The 21,399-nt window shown below is 62.3% G+C and carries 15 protein-coding genes; 9 read left to right on the forward strand and 6 right to left on the reverse strand.

The features are described 5' to 3' along the window. The first annotated feature begins 32 nt into the window (after window positions 1–32). The 3 genes from J2X76_RS03700 to J2X76_RS03710 are packed head-to-tail and all read left to right on the forward strand — an operon-like array spanning window position 33 to window position 2,860. Window positions 33–1,010 (forward strand): L-threonylcarbamoyladenylate synthase, encoded by a 978-nt coding sequence (locus J2X76_RS03700; RefSeq protein ID WP_310213301.1) that lies wholly within the window; start codon window positions 33–35, stop codon window positions 1,008–1,010. A gap of 27 nt (window positions 1,011–1,037) precedes the next feature. Then, window positions 1,038–2,483 (forward strand): FAD-binding oxidoreductase, encoded by a 1,446-nt coding sequence (locus J2X76_RS03705; RefSeq protein ID WP_310213304.1) that lies wholly within the window; start codon window positions 1,038–1,040, stop codon window positions 2,481–2,483. Next, entirely contained in the window at window positions 2,480–2,860 is a 381-nt protein-coding gene (locus tag J2X76_RS03710) for a LysR family transcriptional regulator (protein ID WP_113130769.1), read from the forward strand. The genes J2X76_RS03705 and J2X76_RS03710 overlap by 4 nt, the downstream gene beginning before the upstream one ends. A gap of 15 nt (window positions 2,861–2,875) precedes the next feature. Here J2X76_RS03710 and J2X76_RS03715 read toward each other — a convergent pair whose 3' ends face one another. Then, window positions 2,876–5,464, reverse strand: coding sequence for a DUF1217 domain-containing protein (locus J2X76_RS03715; protein WP_310213311.1), 2,589 nt, complete (start codon window positions 5,462–5,464; stop codon window positions 2,876–2,878). Window positions 5,465–5,766: 302 nt separating this feature from the next. On the opposite strand from J2X76_RS03715, the gene J2X76_RS03720 reads away from it, so the two are divergent. Continuing rightward, complete coding sequence (locus tag J2X76_RS03720; protein ID WP_113130767.1) at window positions 5,767–6,333, forward strand: DUF6101 family protein; 567 nt, start codon at window positions 5,767–5,769, stop codon at window positions 6,331–6,333. A gap of 79 nt (window positions 6,334–6,412) precedes the next feature. Here J2X76_RS03720 and ubiA read toward each other — a convergent pair whose 3' ends face one another. The 4 genes from ubiA to J2X76_RS03740 form a co-directional block, all read right to left on the reverse strand. Then, a complete protein-coding gene (gene ubiA / locus J2X76_RS03725) occupies window positions 6,413–7,363 on the reverse strand; it encodes a 4-hydroxybenzoate octaprenyltransferase (protein ID WP_310213315.1) in 951 nt (316 codons plus the stop codon). 189 nt (window positions 7,364–7,552) lie between these two features. Further along, window positions 7,553–8,362 (reverse strand): MipA/OmpV family protein, encoded by an 810-nt coding sequence (locus J2X76_RS03730; RefSeq protein WP_310213317.1) that lies wholly within the window; start codon window positions 8,360–8,362, stop codon window positions 7,553–7,555. Window positions 8,363–8,462: 100 nt separating this feature from the next. Continuing rightward, a complete protein-coding gene (locus tag J2X76_RS03735) occupies window positions 8,463–9,719 on the reverse strand; it encodes a cyclopropane-fatty-acyl-phospholipid synthase family protein (RefSeq protein WP_310213318.1) in 1,257 nt (418 codons plus the stop codon). 169 nt (window positions 9,720–9,888) lie between these two features. Then, window positions 9,889–12,201, reverse strand: coding sequence for a Tex family protein (locus J2X76_RS03740; protein WP_310213321.1), 2,313 nt, complete (start codon window positions 12,199–12,201; stop codon window positions 9,889–9,891). A gap of 226 nt (window positions 12,202–12,427) precedes the next feature. On the opposite strand from J2X76_RS03740, the gene J2X76_RS03745 reads away from it, so the two are divergent. From J2X76_RS03745 to J2X76_RS03765, 5 genes are all read left to right on the forward strand, one after another. After that, the gene (locus J2X76_RS03745; protein WP_113130763.1) at window positions 12,428–12,637 is read left to right on the forward strand and encodes a hypothetical protein; all 210 of its coding nucleotides are present in this window, start codon (window positions 12,428–12,430) and stop codon (window positions 12,635–12,637) included. Between the two features lie 145 nt (window positions 12,638–12,782). Next, a complete protein-coding gene (purD, locus tag J2X76_RS03750) occupies window positions 12,783–14,054 on the forward strand; it encodes a phosphoribosylamine--glycine ligase (protein WP_310213326.1) in 1,272 nt (423 codons plus the stop codon). 99 nt (window positions 14,055–14,153) lie between these two features. After that, complete coding sequence (locus J2X76_RS03755) at window positions 14,154–14,669, forward strand: plant virulence effector HPE1-like domain-containing protein (protein WP_310213329.1); 516 nt, start codon at window positions 14,154–14,156, stop codon at window positions 14,667–14,669. A 279-nt stretch (window positions 14,670–14,948) separates the two neighbouring features. Next, window positions 14,949–16,802, forward strand: a complete 1,854-nt coding sequence (locus tag J2X76_RS03760; protein WP_310213332.1) for a methyl-accepting chemotaxis protein — start codon at window positions 14,949–14,951, stop codon at window positions 16,800–16,802. Between the two features lie 402 nt (window positions 16,803–17,204). Then, window positions 17,205–19,043, forward strand: a complete 1,839-nt coding sequence (locus tag J2X76_RS03765; RefSeq protein ID WP_310213334.1) for a methyl-accepting chemotaxis protein — start codon at window positions 17,205–17,207, stop codon at window positions 19,041–19,043. A gap of 63 nt (window positions 19,044–19,106) precedes the next feature. Here the strand turns inward: J2X76_RS03765 and glyS are convergent, their stop codons facing one another. Beyond that, window positions 19,107–21,320, reverse strand: a complete 2,214-nt coding sequence (glyS, locus tag J2X76_RS03770) for a glycine--tRNA ligase subunit beta (RefSeq protein WP_310213337.1) — start codon at window positions 21,318–21,320, stop codon at window positions 19,107–19,109. Between the last annotated feature and the right edge of the window lie 79 nt (window positions 21,321–21,399).

Here is a 21,399-nt window from a genome sequence, read left to right on the forward strand (position 1 = left end):
GCCGGACTGGTCCGCGTTATTGACGGGCGGACATGACGGCTCAGATCATCGACATCACCCGGGAGCATGACGGCGCGCTCGCCAAAGCCTGCGCCGTGCTTGGCGACGGCCTGCCGGTGGCAATCCCCACCGAAACGGTCTACGGGCTTGCGGCCGATGCCACCAATCCCGCCGCCATCACCCGGATCTATGAAACGAAGGGCCGGCCGCGCTTCAACCCGCTGATCTGCCACATGTCGGACCTCGACATGGCCGAGCGTTATGCGGAGTTCGATCCCATTTCGCGAAAACTTGCGGAAGCTTTCTGGCCGGGTCCCCTCACCCTGATCCTTCCCCTGAAGCCCGAAAGCGGCATCCATGCGCTGGCGACGGCGGGGCTCGACACGGTCGGCATCCGGCTTCCCAAGGGCTTCGCCTCCGAGCTCATCCGCGCCTTCGGCAGGCCGCTCGCGGCGCCGAGCGCCAATACGTCCGGCAAGGTAAGCCCAACCAGCGCTGCCCATGTCGCCGACGATCTGGGCGACAAGCTCGTTCTTATCATCGACGGTGGGGCGGCTCCGGTCGGGGTGGAGTCGACCATCGTTCGCGTCGAAGACGGCGTGATCCGGCTCCTGAGACCCGGCGGAGTTGCCGCGGAAGAGATCGAAAAGGCGACTGGCCTCCAGGTGATCCGGTCTGAAGGACCAGCGGCGATCATCGAGGCCCCCGGCATGCTCGCGTCCCACTACGCGCCGGGAGCGGCGGTCAGGCTCAACGCCGACCACGTCGACGAGGGCGAAGCGCTGATCCGGTTCGGTTCGGCTCCAGTCGCCGGCGTCGAACTTGCCAAAGCTGTTTTCGACCTGAGCCCCTCCGGCGATCTTGCGCAGGCCGCGGCAAACCTGTTCGACTATCTGAAGCAGGCCGACGCGACCGGCGCTGCCCGCGTCGCCGTCACGCCCATTCCCGACCATGGGCTCGGCGAAGCGATCAACGACCGGCTGGCACGCGCCGCCGCCCCGCGCGAATAGGCCGGAGCAAGAGAGGAAGAGACGCTGATGGATATTCCGGGACCGAAACCAGAGCTTCTCGACCGCTTCGCGGCGATCGTCGGCGAGAACCACGTCCTGCGCGAGGCGAGCGACCTTGCGCCGCATCTGGTCGAGGGCCGCGGGCTCTACAAGGGCTCCTCGCCGATGCTGCTGAAGCCGGGCTCGGTCGAGGAAGTTGCCGCGATCCTGAAGCTTGCGAGCGAAACCGGGACGCCGATCGTGCCGCAGACCGGCAATACCGGCCTTGTCGGCGGGCAGACGCCGCGCAGTGGCGGCAACGACCTGATCGTCTCGCTCGAACGCATGAACCGCATCCGCGACGTCGATCCGGTCGCCAATGTGCTGGTCTGCGATGCCGGCGCCATCCTCGCCGACGTGCAGAAGGCGGCGGAAGCGGTCGACCGGCTGTTTCCGCTGTCGCTCGGCTCGGAAGGCTCCTGCCGGATCGGCGGCAACCTTTCCACCAATGCCGGGGGCACCGCCGTGCTCGCCTACGGCAACACCCGCCAGCTTTGCCTCGGGCTCGAAGTGGTGCTGCCGACCGGCGAGATCTGGGACGGACTGCGGCGGCTCAAGAAGGACAATACCGGCTACGACCTGCGCGACCTGTTCATCGGCGCGGAAGGCACGCTCGGGATCATCACCGGCGCGGTGCTGAAACTGTTTCCGCAGCCTGTCGGGCACCAAGTGGCGCTCGCCGGTCTCGCTTCCCCCGCGGATGCGCTGAAACTCTTCGAGCGGGCCTCGAACCTCTGCGGCACGGCGCTGACCGGTTTCGAGCTGATGCCGCGCATCGGCATCGAATTCGTGACCCGGCATATCGAAGGGGTGCGCGATCCGCTCTCCCAGCCGCATCCGTGGTACGCGCTGATCGACATCTCGACCTCCGATTCCGCCGAGACGGCAGAATCCATGGTGCAGTCGCTGCTCGAACAGGGTTTTGAGGCCGGGCTGATACGCGACGCGGTGATCGCGTCTTCGGTCGCCCAGCAGAAGGCGCTGTGGCACATGCGCGAAAGCATGTCGGATGCCCAGAAGCCGGAGGGCGGCTCGATCAAGCACGACGTTTCGGTGCCGGTCTCGAAAATCCCGGCCTTTATGGCAGAAGCCGAGCAGGCGGTGCTGGCGGCCATGCCCGGAGCCCGGGTCTGCGCCTTCGGCCATCTTGGCGACGGCAACATCCACTACAACATCTCGCAGCCCATCAGTGCCGACATGGCGGGCGACAAGGCGGCCTTCATCGGCCGCTGGCGGGAGATCAACGCCATCGTCCATGGCATCGTGCTTGCCGCGGGCGGCTCGATCTCGGCCGAACACGGCATCGGCCAGCTGAAGCGCGACGAGCTCGCGCATATCCGCTCGCCGATCGAGATGGAGCTGATGCGGCGTATCAAGCAGGCTTTCGATCCGGCCGGCATCATGAACCCCGGCAAGGTGGTCTCGATCCCATGAGCCGGTCGTCGAAAACCACGATCAGGATCGACCTCGACAACGGCGTGCGGCTCGGCCCGGGCAAGGCGCAGCTTCTGGAACTGATCGCCGAACACGGCTCGATCCGGGCGGCGGGGGCCTCGATCGGCATGTCCTACCGGCGGGCATGGCTGCTCGGCGACGAGATCAACCGGATGTTCAAGGAGCCGTCGATCTTTACCCGCCATGGCGGAAAGAGCGGCGGCGGTGCGGGCCTGACCGAGTTCGGCCAGGAACTGCTGTCCCGCTACCGGCGGATGGAAAAGGCGAGCCGCGACGCGATGCACGCGGATCTCGACTGGCTGGAATCGAATGCCGATCCCCGCTTCGAGGCGGCAGGCAAGAGCGACGACACCTGACGGGGTCGCCCGCCCTCAGCTCATCCTGATCTGGGACAATGCCCAGAGCGTATCCGAGCTGATGCCGACCGAGCTGCCGTCGCTGCTCAGGATGCTGACCGACGAAGCCGTATTCACGCTGTTTTCCAGATCGTACATGATGGTGAAGCGCTGAACCAGTTTCTTCACCTTTTCCGGATCGGCCAGATCCTTGAGATCCAGCTTCTTCTCGACCAGCTTGGCCTGCTGGTCGACTTCCATATTGCCGATTTCCTGGGGCAGGCTGTAGGTGACGCGGAAAAATTCCATCAGCGCCTCGTCGCCGAGGATCACGTAGGGGTCGGTGATATTGTCGGCCATGCGCTCGAAATAGAGGGCCAGGCGAACGCCCGGGTTTTCCTCGCCCTGCTGGGTTTCGAGAAGCTGGCGGACGTAAAGGTCCTGGGTCGCGACAACTTCGCCGCCGTTCTGGGCCTGGCCCGCCGAGCTCCGGTCGATCTCGCCCTTGGAGTCGAAATTGAAGGTGCCGACGATCTGCGCGAACCGCTTGTCCGTCTGGGTATTGACGAAGCTCTTGGGATCGGCGGGATCCGAGTTGAAGGCCTTTTTGAGGAAGTCGTTGGTGACCGTGGAAGGGTCGATCCCCTTGGAGATCAGCAGGATATCGAGCGTCTTGCGGTCGGCGAGCAGTTCGTCGCGGCTTCCGATCCGCTGCATCGCATCGGTGTAATATTTCGCCTCGGTCTGGGCTTTCGTCTTGGCGGCCTTGAGTTCATCGCCTTCCAGGAAGCGGGTCTTGCGCAGAATGTAGTCCTTGGCGACGTTGGTGATCGTGGCGTTGGACTGAAGCAGCACCTGGCGGGTGACGCCGCCCTTGCTGTCGAAGTTGAAAAACTTGGCAAGCGAGACGAAGCGTTCGTCCTTCAGCTGATAGATATAGCTGTTCGGATCGGAAAGGTCGCTTTTCAGGACATTCTTGATCGTCAGTTTCGAAACGGTGGCCGGATCGATGCCCACCGCCTCCAGGGCGAAGTTGTAGGAATTTTCGGCGTCTTTGCTGAGGAATTTGTCAAGCGTATCTATGGCCGGAAGGTTGACCTTGTAGAACTTGATGGTCTTGGCGAGATCGTCTTCCTGCTTGTCGTCCCAGCGGCTCATGTAGTTGCTGCGGGTTGAGCTGGTCTGCAGCCCGTCCTGGGCCTGGCCGGCCGCAACGGTACCGTCCGTATTGAAGTTGAAGGCCTTGGCGAGCTGAAGATATTCCGGATTGGTCTGGCCGAAACGGTTCGCATAGCTGTCCGGATCGGAGAGGTCGCTGGTCAGGATCTGCTCGATCGTCGACTTGACGACCGTGACCTTGTCGAGATTGAAGGCGACCTTGATATATTTCAGAAGCCGCGGGTCATCGATGAAATCCTTGACGTTGGTCGCCGTCTTGAGCTCCTGCTCGAAGAGCTCCTGATTGAACATCGCCTCGCCATGGGTGATGCGGGTCTGCTTGTTGAAGAAGCCGCCGACGATCTCCAGCAGCTTTTCCGGAGTGACCGCGCCGCCCGCCGGCACCGAGCCGTCCGCGTTGAAGTTGAAATCCTCGGCGAGGGATTTCATCAAGCCGAGATAAGGCGCATCGGACGCTCCGGCGCTGATGATCGTTGCCAATTCTGCGCGGCGCGCGTCCGTCTGGGCGATCGGCACCAGCCTGCCATCCAGCTCGGTGTAGCGCGCTTGCGACGTGGTGAGGGTCGTCTGATCCTTCTGGATCGCATCCACCGTTTTGGTCAATTCCACCTGCATCGCGTCGATCTCAGCCTGGAGGGTTGCAGGCCCGCCGTTGTTCAGCTCATCCTGCTTGGCGGCAATCTGCGTTTCGAGATCGGTTTTCTTCTGCTGGCCAAGCGTGATCGAGTCCTGGAGAGCGGGAATGCCGGTGCTGAGGCTCATTCGCTCGGCAAGTTCCGTATCCTCTGTTTTCGCGGCATTGTACTGGGTGAGATTGTTGCCATAGGCCGTGTTGTAAAAACTGGTCGGATCGGCCGGATCGCTGGTCAGGACGCCGCGGATGGCGTTGTAATTGTAGTATTTCGTATCGATGCCATAGGCCGTGAACATATAGTCGCGCAGCCTCGGATTGGCGAGCAACTGATCGACATTGGTGATATTGCCGGTGGTGCCCAGCATGACCTTGAAATAACGGGTGTCTTCCTCGATCGTATCGTTCTGGGCGGCGATCGTCTGGTCATAGGTGTCGAAGAGTTCTTCCATCTGACCGTTGGACTGGGCAGCGGCGCCCTCGCCGTTGGAAACGCCGAAATTGAAGGCGGAGGCGATGTTCTTGTAGCGGTCGTCGGTCAGGCGGTTCGCAAAGCTGTTGTCGTCGCTGAGATCGCTTTCCAGCACCTGCTTCATGAACGCCTTGGCGTAGATCATGTCCTCCAGGCCGTGCGCCTGCATCGCGTAGGAATAGAGCCGGTAGTTGCCAAGAAACTCATCGACCGTTTTGATCTTGCCGATGTTCTCCTGGTAGTACTTCGTATCGTTGACCACCATCGTCTGCCCGGCAATCGTCTTCAGGCTTTTCTGCATGTCGCGATTGACGAGATCGAAGGTGAGATAGGTCGATACCATGGAAGGCCCCACGAGTCGGAATGATGCTCCCGCAATCATTGCAGTTTAGCCTTGCCCGGGGCTTTTCTGCAAGTTCCGGCCGCACGCCCAAGATGTCCCGCGCCTGCACAGAAACGCGCCGATTCACCTTCCGGAAACCCAAAACCGAGCCCTTTTGCTAACCATCCAGGCAGGCAAGGCTTCTTTAACCGCTATTTTTAAGCAGTCTCGAACATGGCCGCCCTATGCTTTGGCTATCAGAGGACAAAAGTCCCGTGGAGAAACCGGCAACGGCTCTCAGGTAAAACAAGGGTAGCATATCGATGACCAATACCGTTCTGAAGCCCGTCTGGGCAGGGTCGACATTCAGGCTCGATCCGTCTCGTTTCCCGCAGCAGGTTACCTATGCGCTGCGCGAGACCTCAGGAGATGTCACCATCACCATCGACGAACGCGGCGCCGTGCTGCGTAAGATCCTTCCCGCAAGCGGCCTGCCGCTCTCCTTCGCCCTGCCCGCCCGCGCCTTCAAGGGTGTCGCAGCCCGTGCCATCGACCATGGCGACGGCGAAGTGACGGTCACGCTCGAACTTCACCACGACGACCCGGATCTGTGCATTCCGCTGCTCGTCGCCCACGATCTCTGCGACATCGCCGCCGACTGGCGGAGCTGGTCGGACGCCTTCCGCATTCCGATGCTGATGGTGGAAGCCGACGGCATCGCCCGGCCGCTGGAAAACCATCTCGGCGACGTGCGCACCAACAGCGTCAGGCAGCGCCGCCGCCATTCCTATTTCGCGGCCCGTCGTCCGCGCTTCCTGGTCCGCCGCACGACAGGCACCCTGGGCGTGACGATGAAAATCGAAGGCAAGGAGATTATCGCGCGCCGCTAGGGCTTTGCTTGTCCCTTTGCCCCGCCTCTCGCGATATCATGGGAGGGAGCCCGATCCTCAGCCGGTCGGGCTTTTTCCATTAAACGGCGAGCGACAGAACGAGGCCGGCAAACAGGATCGCGCCGACGCGGTTGTTGGACTTGAAAAGCCGCAGGCACTGGTCGGCATTGTCGATATCGAGGACCAGAACCTGCCAGCCGAACATCAGCGCTGCGGCGAGAAGGCCGATATAGGCCAGAAACTCGACGCCTGCCGATCCGAAAGCCAGCAACAGGAAGATCAGCGTCAGGCCGTAAAGGCCGATCAGCCAGGGCTTGGTATTGTCGCCGAACAGACGCGCGGTCGAACGGACCCCGATCAGTTCGTCATCCTCCTTGTCCTGGTGGGCGTAGATCGTGTCGTATCCGATCGTCCAGGCGATAGCCGCCAGGTAGAGCCAGAGGGCGGCGAAGGAGAGGCTGCCGAACGTGGCGGCCCAGCCCATCAGCGCACCCCAGGAAAAGGCAAGGCCGAGGAAAAATTGCGGCCAGTCGGTGAAACGCTTGGCGAAGGGATAGATCGCCACCACTGCCAGCGACAGGATGCCGAGCAGGATCGTAAAGGCGTTGAACTGGACGAGGACGAGCAGGCCGACCAGCGCCTGCACGGCGATGAAGACCTTCGCCTCGAAGCGGGATACGCGCCCGGACGGCAGCGGCCGCGAACGGGTGCGCGCCACTTCCATGTCGATATCGTGGTCGATCAGATCGTTATAGGTGCAGCCGGCGCCGCGCATGGCGACCGACCCTAAGAAAAACAGCAGGAGATGGAAAAGCAGGAGGCCGAGGGAAAACCCGCCATGATCCCTGGCGGCATTCGCCGCCAGCGCGGCCGACCAGAAGCAGGGCCACATCAGCAGCTGCCAGCCGATCGGCCGGTCCCATCTTGCCAGCTGCGCATAGGGCCATGCCGGCCGCGGCAGGACGCGATAGACCCAGTTGTCGGATGGAGCGTCGGCCACGCGGCCGCTGAAATCGTCGGCGTTCGTCATGGCCGGTTCTAGCGCCGGCCGAACGCCGCGGTCAAGCGGACGCATTGTCGCCTTCCGGCCTGATCAGGGCCGCGAAGCCGGGAGCCGCCGCGCCGCCCGGCGACGCGGACTAATCCACGTCTCAGGGCGAGGAAGAGCCGCGCCTTCCATCGTGAGCACGCTCACGTCTCAGGCGTGGAAGACCACGCCTTAGGGCAGCGAGAAGCCGAACTTGTAGCTCGCCGAAACGCCGAGCATCAGCTGGTTTTTCGAACCGCGCTCGCGCACCAGGCTGCTGTCGGCGACATCGCCGGTCAGCCGCTTGTATTCGGCGAACGAGGAGAGTTCGAGCTGTTCGGTCGCCTTCCAGGTCAGCGCGGCGCCGACGCCGACCGAATGCAGTCCGCCGCCCGGGTCGTAGGCGGAGAGGCCAGACGCCGCCGACTGGTCCGGCGTGACCTTGTAATAGGCATCGTTGTAACCGTTGCTGGCCCAGGTCGCGCGCGGGCCGCCGGACAATCTGAGGTCCGGCTGGAGATCGGTGAAAGCGTCGACCGAAACGTCGGCGACGACGCCGTCGTGGCTACGGATGCCCTGGCGGATTTCGGCGCGGGCGCGGATCCAGTCGGTCGGATAGATATCGATGAAGCCGCCGAGTTCGCCGCCGAGCTTCACCTTCTTCAGGCCCTTCAGGTCGTCGGACGTATCGCCGTCGCGCGGCATGATCAGCTTGGCCGCGACGCCGGCGCGGACCGAACCCTGGTCGATCACCGCGAAGGAGGCGCTGTCGTTGCGCGAGGAGAAGCGGGCCTGCTTGCTGTTCTGGCGGCCGAGCGAGATGATCGGCGAAAACTGCAGGCTGCGGCCGTTGTCGCCTTCGAATTTCGGCGCGACGAAACCGGCGCCGCCGAGCGTCAGATACCAGTCGCCGGACCAGAACCCGTCCTGGGCACTGGCGCTGCCGGAAGAAACAATCGAAAATGCGGAAATGAAAAGAGCAGCCCGGAGAGGCAAAGACATGGCAGCGGATCCCGAAAACGCAAAACAGAACAGAGATCCCGAGGGGGATTTCTGTCCTATTATCGCATTTCCGTTGCCAGCTTGTTAACCACGCGAAAGATCAGACGGCGACCTTGTCGAGCGGGATGCGGCTCTGTTCGAAGGCCCTCAGTTCCGCCTCGCGCTCGTAGATATAGTCGCGATTGTCCGGAACGGCCGTGCGCTTCTTGACGATCTGCATCTGGAAGATGAAGAAGCTTTCATGCGTGAAGGCCATTTCGGAGCCGGCAAGATAGAATTCCCACATCCGCACGAACCGCTCGTCGTAAAGCGCTATCGCCTTGTCCTTGTTGGCGATGAAACGCTCGCGCCAGTGGCGCAGCGTGTGGGCGTAGTGCATCGGCAGGATCTCGATGTCTGACACCAGCAGCCCCGCCTTCTCGATCGACGGCATCACTTCCGAGATCGCCGGGATATAGCCGCCCGGGAAAATGTATTTCTCGATCCACGGGTTGTTGATCAGCGCCGGATAGGGCTGGCCGATCGAATGCAGCACCATGACGCCGTCATCGGCGAGCACGTCGTTCACCTTGCCGAAGAATTTTGGATAATTCAGCCGGCCGACATGTTCGAACATGCCGACCGAAACGATGCGGTCGAAACGCTTGTCCGGAGGTAGGTAATAATAGTCCTGCAGTTCGAAGCGGACGCTGTTGGCGAGCCCGCGCTTGGCGGCGCGCTGGCTTGAAATCTTGAGCTGCTGGGTCGAGAGCGTGATGCCGGTGACGTCGACGCCGGAGGATTCCGACAGATACATGGCCATGCCGCCCCAGCCGGAGCCGATCTCCAGCGCCTTCTGGCCGGGCTCGGCCAGCAGCTTGGCGACGATATGGCGCTTCTTGGCGATCTGGGCCTCGTCGAGCGAGATGCCCGGCGGGTTGAAATAGGCGCAGGAATATTGCCAGTCCTCGTCGAGGAAGAGCGAGAACAGCTTTTCGTCGAGATCGTAATGATGGGCGACGTTGCGCTGATTGTGGTTGATCGGCACGCGGTTGCGGAACTGGGAAACCAGGATGCGGGCGACACCGCGCCAGATCATGCCGAAGGTCAGGCCTTCGCTGAGGGTGTTGTCCTTGATCAGCGCCAGGAACTCGTAGATGTCGCCTTCCTCGATGAGAATGCGGCCATCCATGTAAAGTTCGCCGAGCTTGAGGGGCGGATCCGCGACCAGTTCGCGCTCCGCGGCTTCGTCGGCAAACCGTATCGAAACGATGCGGCCACCGCCGCCACCATAACGCTGCTCGCCTCCCGAGCCGCGTACGGTCAAAGTTCCGGTCTTTATGATTTTGTTGAGAAGACTATGAAGGGACGAGGCCACGGACCCACCTCCAGGATACTAAGGATGCCTTACTAATCCAAAATCTAGTCGCTTTTGAGCGACTTTCAAGCACATTGCCGCCTTGAAAATGACATAAAAAAACAGGCCGTCAAATCCTTAAGAGACGGCCTGCATCCTGTGATTGAGATTTTGCGAACGCCCGCAAAAATCACTTACGTTTTAAAGCTTCCGCGAGTGCCGCACCGAAAGCACCCTGAGATGAGGGTTTTTCAGTTTTCATCATTTTCGGATTGACCGGCCTGGTGTCGCGATCCGGGCCGCGGGGAGCAGGCGCCGCCTCGCCGCCATCCTTGCGCATGGTCAGCGCTATCCTCTTGCGCTTCACATCGACCTCGACGACACGGACTTTGACCACGTCGCCGGCCTTCACCACTTCATGCGGGTCCTTGACGAAGCGGTCGGCGAGCTGGGAAACGTGGACCAGCCCGTCCTGGTGAACGCCGATATCGACGAAAGCGCCGAAGGCGGCGACATTGGTGACCGTGCCTTCAAGCAGCATGCCGGGCTTCAGGTCGGTAATCTCGTCGATGCCTTCGGCGAAGGTAGCGGTCTTGAAGCTCGGGCGCGGGTCGCGGCCCGGCTTTTCCAGCTCGGCGATGATGTCCTTGACGGTCGGCAGGCCGAAGGTCTCGTCGATGAACCGCTTCGGGTCGAGCGCCTTCAAGGCCGCGCTATCGCCCATCAGCGAGCGCAGGTCGCGGCCGCAGGCGGCGACGATCTTCTTGGCGACGCCGTAGGCTTCCGGATGGACGGCGGAGGCATCGAGCGGCTCCTTGCCGTTCGGGATGCGCAGAAAGCCGGCCGCCTGTTCGAAGGTACGGTTGCCGAGGCGCGCGACCTTCAGCAGGTCCCGGCGGCTCGAGAAAGCCCCATTTTGGTCGCGATGAGCGACGATCGCCTCGGCGATCGAGCGGCTGAGGCCGGAGACGCGGGCGAGCAGCGGCGCAGACGCCATGTTGAGATCGACACCGACGGCGTTCACCGCGTCTTCCACAACCGCGTCCAGCGAGCGGGAGAGTTTTCCCTGATCGACATCGTGCTGATACTGGCCAACGCCGATCGATTTCGGCTCGATCTTGACCAATTCCGCCAGCGGATCCTGCAGGCGGCGGGCGATGGAGACGGCGCCACGCAGCGAGACGTCCAGCTGCGGGAACTCGGCGGCGGCGGTTTCCGATGCCGAATAGACCGAGGCGCCGGCTTCCGAGACGATGACCTTGGTCGGCTTGGCTCCCGAGGGAGACGCCGGCAGGTTCGCCAGCATGTCGGCCACCAGCTTTTCCGTCTCGCGGCTACCGGTGCCGTTGCCGATGGCGATCAGCTCGACGCCATGCTTGCGGATCAGCGCGGCGAGTTCGGCCTGGGTTCCGCGGATGTCGTTCTTCGGCGGGAACGGATAGACGGTGGTGGTTTCCAGGAGCTTGCCGGTGGCATCGACGATCGCGACCTTGACGCCGGTGCGGATGCCCGGATCGAGGCCCATCGTGGCGCGCGAACCGGCAGGCGCAGCCAAGAGCAGGTCCTTGAGGTTGCGTGCAAAAACGTGGATCGCCTCCTCCTCGGCGCGCTCGCGCAGCTCCCGCATCAGGTCGAGCGACAGCGATACGGAAAGTTTCACCCGCCAGGTCCAGCCGGCGGCTTCCAGCAGCCAGCGGTCGGCCGCACCCCGATCCCGAATATCGAAGGCAAGCGCGATGATCCGCTGGGCAGGCTTGACCGGCGACGGATCGTCCTGGTCGACTTCGATGGTCAGCGTCAGGAATTCCTCGTTCCAGCCACGCAGCATGGCGAGCGCGCGGTGGCCGGGGGCCGTCGACCAGCGTTCGGAATGATCGAAATAGTCGGAGAACTTCGCGCCGGCCTCCTGCTTGCCATCGACCACCCTGGCCTTCAGCGTCGCGCCTGTCCGCATGTGTTGGCGCAGCTTGCCGAGCAGGTCGGCATTTTCGGAGAAGGTCTCGGCGACGATATCGCGGGCGCCTTCGAGCGCCACCTTCACGTCGGCGACCTCGTCCTTGATATAGGCTTCGGCGAGCTTTGCCGGATCGGCGCCGCGGTCGGCCCAGATCGCTTCCGCCAAGGGGCCGAGGCCGCGTTCACGGGCGATCTCGGCACGGGTGCGGCGCTTGGGCTTATAGGGAAGATAGAGGTCTTCGAGTTCGGCCTTGGTCGTCGCCCTGCCGATCTTTGCGGCAAGCTCGTCGGTCATCTTGCCCTGCGAATTGATCGAATCGACGATGGTCGAGCGGCGCGCTTCGAGCTCGCGCAGATAGACCAGGCGTTCCGACAGGTTGCGGAGCTGCGTGTCGTCGAGCCCGCCGGTCACTTCCTTGCGGTAGCGGGCGATGAACGGCACGGTCGCGCCTTCGTCGATCAGCCCGATCGCGGCGGCGGCCTGTTCGGGACGGGCATTGATTTCCGCGGCAATCGCGGCGGCAAGGAAACGGAGATCGGCGGCCATGGGCGTCCTCGTTCAAATGGGAGGCGCGACCATAGTCGAAGTTTGTGGCAAGGCAACGTGGCGAATGCCGGTTCCACAATTTGCTTGGCGCCGGATGAACCAAAACGGGACAGGGAGTGACGGGTCGCTAACCAAGGCCCTGTGGAAAAGAAACGACACTCTCTCACCTCCGCCGAGAGGCCATTAAAAGCAGCCCGCCGCATGATGCGGCCGAACGGAGGGAATCATGCCCAAGAAAGCCGCCAGAATCCTGGCATTTGACACGGCGGTTGCCAGCGAAGAGCTTGAGGCCGCCATTTCCTATCTGGAGCAGAAACTGGACAGCGCATCCATGCGCAACGAACCGGTACCATTCCTGGCGTACCGAAACAGGATGATCTTCCGCACCACGCTGGACATCCGACACGGGACGAAAAACCGGCACGGCGAGTCCTGACCTCTTTCGAACGCCTTGCCTCCCATTGAAGCGCCATGAAGGCGGCAAGATGGGAGGCCACCTGAGCCTTGGCCCTTGACCTTTGCCTCCCCTCCCCTTAACCGCCGCGCAAGGCCATGGTTTTCAGCACAGGCGAGGGCAGGACATGAAGGTTCTCTTGATCGGTTCGGGTGGACGCGAGCATGCGCTCGCCTGGAAACTCGCCCAGTCCCCGAAACTTAGCAAGCTTTATGCCGCACCCGGCAATCCCGGGATTGCCGATCACGCCGAACTCCTGCCGCTCGATATCGACGACCATGCCGCCGTCGCCACCTTCTGCCTCGAAAAGGCGATCGATCTCGTCGTCGTGGGGCCGGAAGCGCCGCTCGTCGCCGGTCTTGCGGACCGTCTCCGGGCCAGCGGGATCGCAACCTTCGGTCCTTCGGCCGCCGCAGCCCAGCTCGAGGGCTCCAAGGGTTTCACCAAGGATCTTTGCGCCCGCTACGAGATTCCGACCGGCGCCTATCGCCGCTTCACCGATGCGGCCGAAGCCAAGGCTTATGCGCGCGAACAGGGCGCGCCGATCGTCGTGAAGGCGGACGGGCTTGCCGCCGGCAAGGGCGTCACTGTCGCCATGCAGCTCGACGAAGCGATTGCCGCGATCGACGACTGTTTCGACGGCGCCTTCGGCTCGGCCGGCACGGAAGTGGTGGTGGAGGCCTATCTCGACGGCGAGGAAGCGAGCTTCTTCTGCCTGTCCGACGGCCGGACGGCGCTGGCGCTCGCTACCGCCCAGGACCACAAGCGGGTCGGCGACGGCGATACCGGACCGAATACCGGCGGCATGGGCGCCTATTCGCCTGCCCCGGTCATGACGCCCGGCATGGTCGCGCGCACCATGAAGGAGATCATCGAGCCGACGATCCGCGGCATGGCTGAAAGCGGGCATCCGTTCACCGGCGTGTTCTTCGCAGGCCTGATGATCACGGCCAAGGGTCCGGAGCTGATCGAATACAATGTCCGTTTCGGCGATCCGGAATGCCAGGTGCTGATGATGCGGCTGAAAAGCGACCTGCTCGACCTTCTCCATGCGGCCGCGACCGAGACGCTCGACCAGGTCTCCGCAGAATGGAGCGACGACGTGGCGCTGACCGTGGTCATGGCTTCCAAGGGTTATCCGGGCGCCTATGACAAGAACACGCCGATCGCCCATCTGCCTGAGAGCGCCGACGGCGAGAAGATCTTCCACGCCGGTACGGCGCTCAAGGATGGCGCACTCGTGGCAACCGGCGGCCGCGTGCTGAACGCCACGGCAACCGCAAGGACCGTCGCAGACGCTCAGGCCCGTGCCTACGGGCTGGTCGATCGGGTTGAATGGGAAAACGGCTTCTGCCGCCGCGATATCGGCTGGCAGGCGGTGGCGCGCGAAAGGAATTGAGTGCCGAAAGCGCCGGTTCATTCAAAATTTACTGAATCTCCAGACGGGATCGAAACGAAGCCGCGGTAATGATCGGGGACCTCAAGAAGGATTCCCGGTATGCGTCTCGTTCTGGCTACAGCTCTGGTGTTGGTAAGCGGTTCCGCTTTCGCGTCGTCGATCACGGTGATCAACAGCACGCATCCATCGGGCGCCAGCATCCTTACCAAGAGCTGCGCAGGATGCCCGGCCGCCGCAGCGCCGAAATCGGACGAAGCGACCTACAAGGTTCCCGAGCTGCCGGCCGGCACCCAGAAGACGGAAATCATCGAGATCAACGGCGAGAAGAAGCTGGCGCGTACCGAAGCCTGGCTCGGCGGCTCTCCGGTGATCCATGTCAGCAAGGTGCCGACATGGATGGCCGATGAAGAGGCCGTTGCCGAACTTCACCCGACCACCAACGGCTCGACCGAGACGCAGATCGCCACCGCCGAGGCCTCCGACGACGGTATCGACATCGACGCCACGACCAGCGCGGTCAAGACCATCCGCGATGCGGAGGTCGGAATGACGGAAGCTTCCCTCGCGAAGCCGCTGGCGCTCGACACGTTCGAGCTACGCACCAAGCAGTTCTAGATTTAGAATATCATTATATTTACATAGCAAAAAGTGCCCCGCCGGCGCTCTTTCACGGCATGCGCGTAAATTGCGCATTGCCAAATCAAACTTGCCTAAAATATTCGCTTTGATCTCTGTCAAGGCCGCCATAATTAAATTTTTATTCAAATATTCGAGATCACTCTCCCATCACAGTGCGATGGAAGCACGTGACCGGCGCAGGAAGCGCTCCCCCAAAAACCTCGTCCCGCTCCGGCTCCTCCGGGAGAATTCGGCTGCCTGAAAGTGAGTCGAAATATGAAGAACCTCAAAATCTCCCACCAGCTATTAGCCATGGTGGCGGTGCTGATGGTGGCTTTCGCTGCCGTCACCTACTATCAGGTCCGCGCTTCGATCGCCTCGATCTATGCCGAGCGATACGAGATGCTGCGCACCCAAGTCGAGTCCGGCATCTCCATTCTGCAGTCTTATTACGACCGGGAAAAATCGGGAGAGCTGAAGCGCGAGGACGCGCAGAAATTGGCCTACGCGGCCGTGGCCGGGATCAAGTATGAGCCGGCCGGCTACATATTCGGCCTGAACTACGATACGGTCACGCAATTCCACTACAATCCAAAGCTGATCGGCGTGAACCAGAAGGGCCAGCCGGACAAGATGGGCAACCTGTTCCGCGAGGAGCTGGTCGCGAAGGGTCGTGCCGGCGGCGGCGTCACCACCTATTACTGGGAAAAGCCCGGCATGCCTGCCGATCAGGTTTTCCAGAAGGCTGCCTATTCCCGCGCCTTCGAGCCGTGGCAGATCATTGTCGCGACCGGCGTTTACACCGACGACCTCGACGTGAAGATCAACAAGACGATCATGGAAGTGGTCGGCATCGGTTTCATCGCCTTCCTGCTTGCGCTCGGTGTCGCCTTCATCGTCATCCGCAACATTACCAAGCCGCTCGCCGCCGTGCACACCGCCCTGCAGGCCGTGGCTGACGAAGACGTCAAAACCCAGATCCCGCATACGGACATGTCGAACGAAGTGGGCATGATGGCGAAGGCCACCCAGGCGTTGCAGGAGAAGATCCGCGAACGCCATGCCATGGCCGAACGCGAAGAGAAGCAGAAGACTGAGCTCGACCGCGAGCGCCAGCAGAACATCGACATGCAACAGCAGGAAGCTGCGTTGCAGACCCGCGTCGTCTCCACCATCGGCGAAGCGCTGGAATCACTCGCCCATGGCGATCTCACCGTCCGCTGCGCCGATCTCGGCTCGCGTTACGACACCTTGCGTCACAACTTCAACGAGGCGCTCGCCCATCTCGAGGCGGCGATGAGCAAGGTCAATTCCAAGGGGATCGATATCGGCGGCTCCAAGGAAGAGATCCGCCGTGCCTCGAACGAGCTCTCCCAGCGCACCGAACGCCAGGCCGCCAACCTCGAAGAAACGTCCGCGGCACTCGACGAACTTGCCGTCGCCGTTCGCCAGACCGCCGAAGGCGCACACGAGGCAGCCCAGCGCGTGACCTCGGTCAGCGCGGAAGCCAACCGCTCCGACCAGATCGTCGCCCAGGCGATCGATGCGATGGGTGGCATCGAGCATTCGTCGGAAGAGATCTCCAAGATCATCGGCGTGATAGACGACATCGCCTTCCAGACCAACCTTCTTGCCCTCAACGCCGGCGTCGAAGCCGCCCGCGCCGGTGAATCCGGCAAGGGTTTCGCAGTCGTCGCCCAGGAAGTCCGCGAACTTGCCCAGCGCTCCGCAGCAGCCGCCAAGGAGATCAAGGACCAGATCTCCCGGTCTTCCGGCCAGGTGCAGAACGGGGTTCGCCTCGTCGGTGAGGCAGGCGAAGCATTGAAGCGGATTTCCGACCAGGTGAAGGCGGCGAGCGACATCGTCGGCAAGATCGCCCATTCGGCCTCCGAGCAGGATACGACGCTGCGCTCGATCTCGTCTTCGCTCAACCAGCTCGACGCCGCGACCCAGCACAATGCCGCCATGGCCGAAGAGACAACCGCATCGGCCGAGGCGCTTGCCGCCGATACCGACGAGCTGCTCAACCTCATCAGCAGCTTCCGGATCAATGCCGGCCATGACATCGGCCACAATGCCGGTACCGGAAACCTCAACCGCATGGCGCAGAAGATGCGCCGCGCCAGCTGACCAAAATTAGTCGCAGGACAGAAAGCCGCCGGGTCGAAAGGTTCGGCGGCTTTTTCTATATTGGCGATCGAATATCATAATATTAGATAATACGAGTATATATTCCTGAAATCATCAATATGGTTCCTGAATCTCTTTAAGCCGGCATATTCAGTTATTCTATCTTTGCTTTATTTATCCCAACCCTGAATGCACAACTAAACATGGAAACAACTTCATAGTGTTTCCAGGCATCGAATATTATTCCCTCAAATTCGCTATTGTTAAATTTTTATTCAAATATCCCGTCATATTCTCATGAATGTGCAATGCAGCACGACTTCCTGCGCAGGATGCGCCTCTCCACTCAGAAATCACCCTTTCCGGTCGCTCAAGGCGAGCTCAATCACCTATGGAACGAATATGAAAAACCTGAGGATTTCAAAGCAGCTCGTCCTGCTGGTTCTGGCCCTGATCGGCGGCTTCGCCGTCGTGACCTATTTCGAACTCCGGGCCTCGACGCAGGCTATCTATGCCGAGCGGTATGGAATGTTGCGGACCCAGGTGGAGTCCGGTATCGGCATCCTCAAGAAGTTTCAGCAGCGTGAGGCAGCCGGCGAGCTGACGCGCGCGGAAGCCCAGAAGCAGGCATTCGCCGCAGTCTCCGCCATGAGCTTCCAGCCTGACGGTTATCTTTTCTCCTATGACTACGACGTGAAGATGCTGATGCATCCCGATGCGAAGAAGATTGGAGAAAACGGCAAGGGCAAGCCGGATTCCGCCGGGAAACTGTTCCGCGACGAAATGGTCTCCGTCGGCAGGTCCGGCGGCGGCATTGTCGATTACATGAGCACGAGCAAGCCCGGCCAGCCCGATGGGGACTTTTCGAAGAGCTCCTATGCAAAGGCATTCGAACCCTGGCAGATGGTTCTTGCGACCGGCGTCTATACCGATGACCTGCAGGCCCAGATCCGCGGGATGGTGCTGGACGCAATCATGATCGGCGCGGTCGCTTTGATCATCGCGCTTGCCGGCGCCTATGTGGTGATCCGCGGGATTACCAAGCCGCTTGCCTCCGTGCATGGCGCGCTGGAAGCCGTCGCCGACGAAAATGTCACGATCGCCATCCCGCACACGGACATGTCGAACGAAGTGGGCATGATGGCGAAGGCCACCCAGGCGCTGCAGGAAAAAATCCGCGAACGCCATGCCATGGCCGCGCGCCAGGAGGACCAGCGCCAGGAGCTCGACCGCGAGCGCCAGCAGAACGCCGACATGCAGCAGCAGGAAGCCGCAAGCCAGACCCGCGTCGTCTCCACCATCGGCGAAGCGCTGGAATCACTCGCCCAAGGCGATCTCACCGTCCGCTGCGCCGATCTCGGCCCGCGCTACGAAACCTTGCGTCACAACTTCAACGATGCGCTTACGCATCTCGAAGCGGCGATGGCCAAGGTCAATTCCAAGGGGATCGATATCGGCGGCTCTAAGGAAGAGATCCGCCGTGCCTCGAACGAGCTCTCCCAGCGCACCGAACGCCAGGCCGCCAACCTGGAGGAAACATCGGCTGCCATCGACGAACTCGCCGTCACCGTCCGCCAGACCGCCGAAGGCGCCCATGACGCGGCCCAGCGCGTAAGTTCCGTCAGCAACGAAGCGAGCCGTTCCGACCAGATCGTCGCCCAGGCGATCGAGGCGATGGGCGGCATCGAGCATTCGTCGGAAGAGATCTCCAAGATCATCGGCGTGATCGACGACATCGCCTTCCAGACCAACCTTCTCGCCCTCAACGCCGGCGTCGAAGCCGCCCGCGCCGGTGAATCCGGCAAGGGTTTCGCGGTCGTCGCCCAGGAAGTCCGCGAACTCGCCCAGCGCTCCGCAGCGGCCGCCAAGGAAATCAAGGACCAGATTTCCCGCTCGTCCGGCCAGGTACAGAACGGCGTGCGCCTCGTCGGCGAGGCCGGCGAAGCATTGAAGCGGATTTCCGACCAGGTGAAGGCGGCGAGCGACATCGTCGGCAAGATCGCCCATTCGGCCTCCGAACAGGATACGACGCTGCGCTCGATCTCGTCTTCGCTCAACCAGCTCGACGCCGCGACCCAGCACAATGCCGCCATGGCCGAAGAGACAACCGCATCGGCCGAGGCGCTTGCTGCCGATACCGACGAGCTGCTCAACCTGATCAGCAGCTTCCGCATCAGCAACATGGGCAACGAGAGCCGCAATCTCAACCGCATGGCGCAGAAGATGCGCCGCGCCAGCTGACCAAAGTTAGTCGGGGGACGGGGAACCGCCGGATCGAAAGATCCGGCGGTTTTTTTGTTTGCCTCAGCCCGAGATCTTCGAGAAGTCCGCGACGGTCGCGGTCGCTTCGCGGATGGCCTTCAGGAGGGCCAGGCGGTTGGCGCGGATCGCGGTGTCCTCGTCATTGACCAGCACGTCCTCGAAGAATTTGTCGACGGGGACACGGAGTTTCGACAGGGCTTCCATGGCCGAGCGGAAATCTTCCTTGGCGACGGCATCGGACGCTTCCTTCGAAGCAACGACGACGGCCGCCCAGAGCGCCTTTTCAGCGTCGAGCTTCAGAAGCTGTTCCGACACGCCATCGGCGACGACAGTGCCCTTCTTCTCCTCGGCGGCCAGCAGCTGGACGGCGCGCTTGGTGCCGGCGAGCAGGTTCTTGCCGTCTTCCGAGGTGATGAACGCCGTCAGAGCCTCGACGCGGCGGGCGACCAGCAGGAGGTCGTCGGCGTCCGGGGTCAGGACGGCGTCGATGAGGTCGTGGCGGGCGCCCTGGTCGCGCAGGTAGACTTTGAGGCGGTCGTGGAAGAAGGAGAGGAGGTCGAACAGGACCGCCTCGTTGATCTTGACATCGGCCTTTCCGACGAGCGCGGCCTCGATATTTGCGGCGACCAGCGTCTTGTAGAGCGGCAGGCGAACCTTGCGTTCAAGAAGGATCCGCACCACGCCCAGAGCCGCACGACGGAGCGCGAACGGGTCCTTCGAACCCGTCGGCTTCTCGTCGATCGCCCAGAAGCCGACGAGCGTATCGAGCTTGTCGGCAAGCGCGACAGTGAGGCCGACCTTGTCCTCGGGCAGGCGATCCGACGGGCCGTTCGGCTTCCAGTGATCCTCGATAGCGGCAGCGACCTTTACGTCCTCGCCCTGCAGCATCGCATATTTGCGGCCCATCAGGCCTTGAAGTTCGGGGAATTCGCCGACGGCTTCGGTGCGAAGGTCGGCCTTGGCGAGAACCGCGGCGCGGTCCACCAGTGCCGGGTCGGCCCCGACGATCGGCGCCAATTCAGCCGCAAGATCACGGATGCGGCGGACGCGCTCCCCTTGGGTGCCGAGCTTGGCGTGGAACGTCACGTTCAGCGCGTCGAGCTTGGCCATGCGCTGGTCGAGCGGCTTGTTGAGGTCGAGGTCGAACTTCGCAGCGGATTCCTTCAGCGTATCCAGATCCGGCATGTCGCCCTGGTCGCGGGTCCAGAAATGCTTGGCGTCGGAGAGACGGGCGCGCACGACCTTGCCGTTGCCGTGCATGATCTCCTTGCCGCCATCCTTCGCCTCGATATTCGAGACCAGGATGAAGCGGTTGGAGAGGCCCTCGCCGCCAGATTGCGGACGGGTGACGAAACATTTCTGGTTCGTCTTGATGGTCAGGCGGATGATTTCGGAGGGGATTTCGAGATAGTCCGCCTCGAACTCGCCCATCAGCACATGCGGCCATTCGACGAGGCCGGAGACCTCTTCCAGCAAGCCCTCGTCCTCGACCAGTTCGAGACCGTTGGCGAAGGCGAGGTCGCGCGCATCGTGCAGGATGACATCCTTGCGGCGGTCGGCATCGAGCATGACCTTCGCCTTTTCGAGGCTGGTCACATAGTCGTCGAAGCGGCGCACAGTGATGGCGTCGGGTGCGTGGAAACGGTGGCCGTAGGTCACGTTGCTCGCCACCAGCCCGTCGATCTCGAAGGGGATGACCTGGGTTTCTTCATGTTCGGGGCCGAAGACGCAGACGATCGACTGCAGCGGGCGCACCCAGCGCAGGCTTTCCGGCCCCTTGCCGTCGATACCGGCGAAACGGGCGCCCTTCGGCATCGAGGCGGCGCCCCAGCGCATCGATTTCGGCCATGGGAAGTTGCGGATGATGCCGGGCATGACATCGGCGATGATTTCTTCCGCCGGGCGGCCGGGCTTTGAAATCACCGCGACGTAGAAATCGCCCTTCTTGGGGTCGCTGACCACCTGCGCTTCCGAAACCGACGACAGGCCGGCGCCGCGCAGGAAGCCGGCAATGGCGCCTTCCGGCGCATCCGTGCGGGGACCCTTGCGCTCCTCACGCTGGTCGGCCGAGCGGGCCGTCAGACCGCGGATATCGAGCGTCAGGCGGCGCGGCGTCCAGTATTCGCGCGCACCCTCATAAGTCAGGCCCGCTTCCACCAGCGCGTCGGTGACGAGCTTTTTCAGGTCTCCCGCCGCCTTGCGCTGCATGCGGGCGGGAATTTCCTCCGAGCGGAGTTCGAGAAGCAGATCGGGCATGGTGATGTCTTTGCGCTGAAAATAACGTCGCGGCGGACTTAGCAAGCCCGCTACCAAAAGTCACCAGCCGGATTCGTGA

Origin of the sequence: Neorhizobium sp. 2083 (assembly GCF_031455615.1) — a bacterium.
In the GTDB taxonomy this organism is placed as follows: Bacteria; Pseudomonadota; Alphaproteobacteria; order Rhizobiales; family Rhizobiaceae; genus Neorhizobium.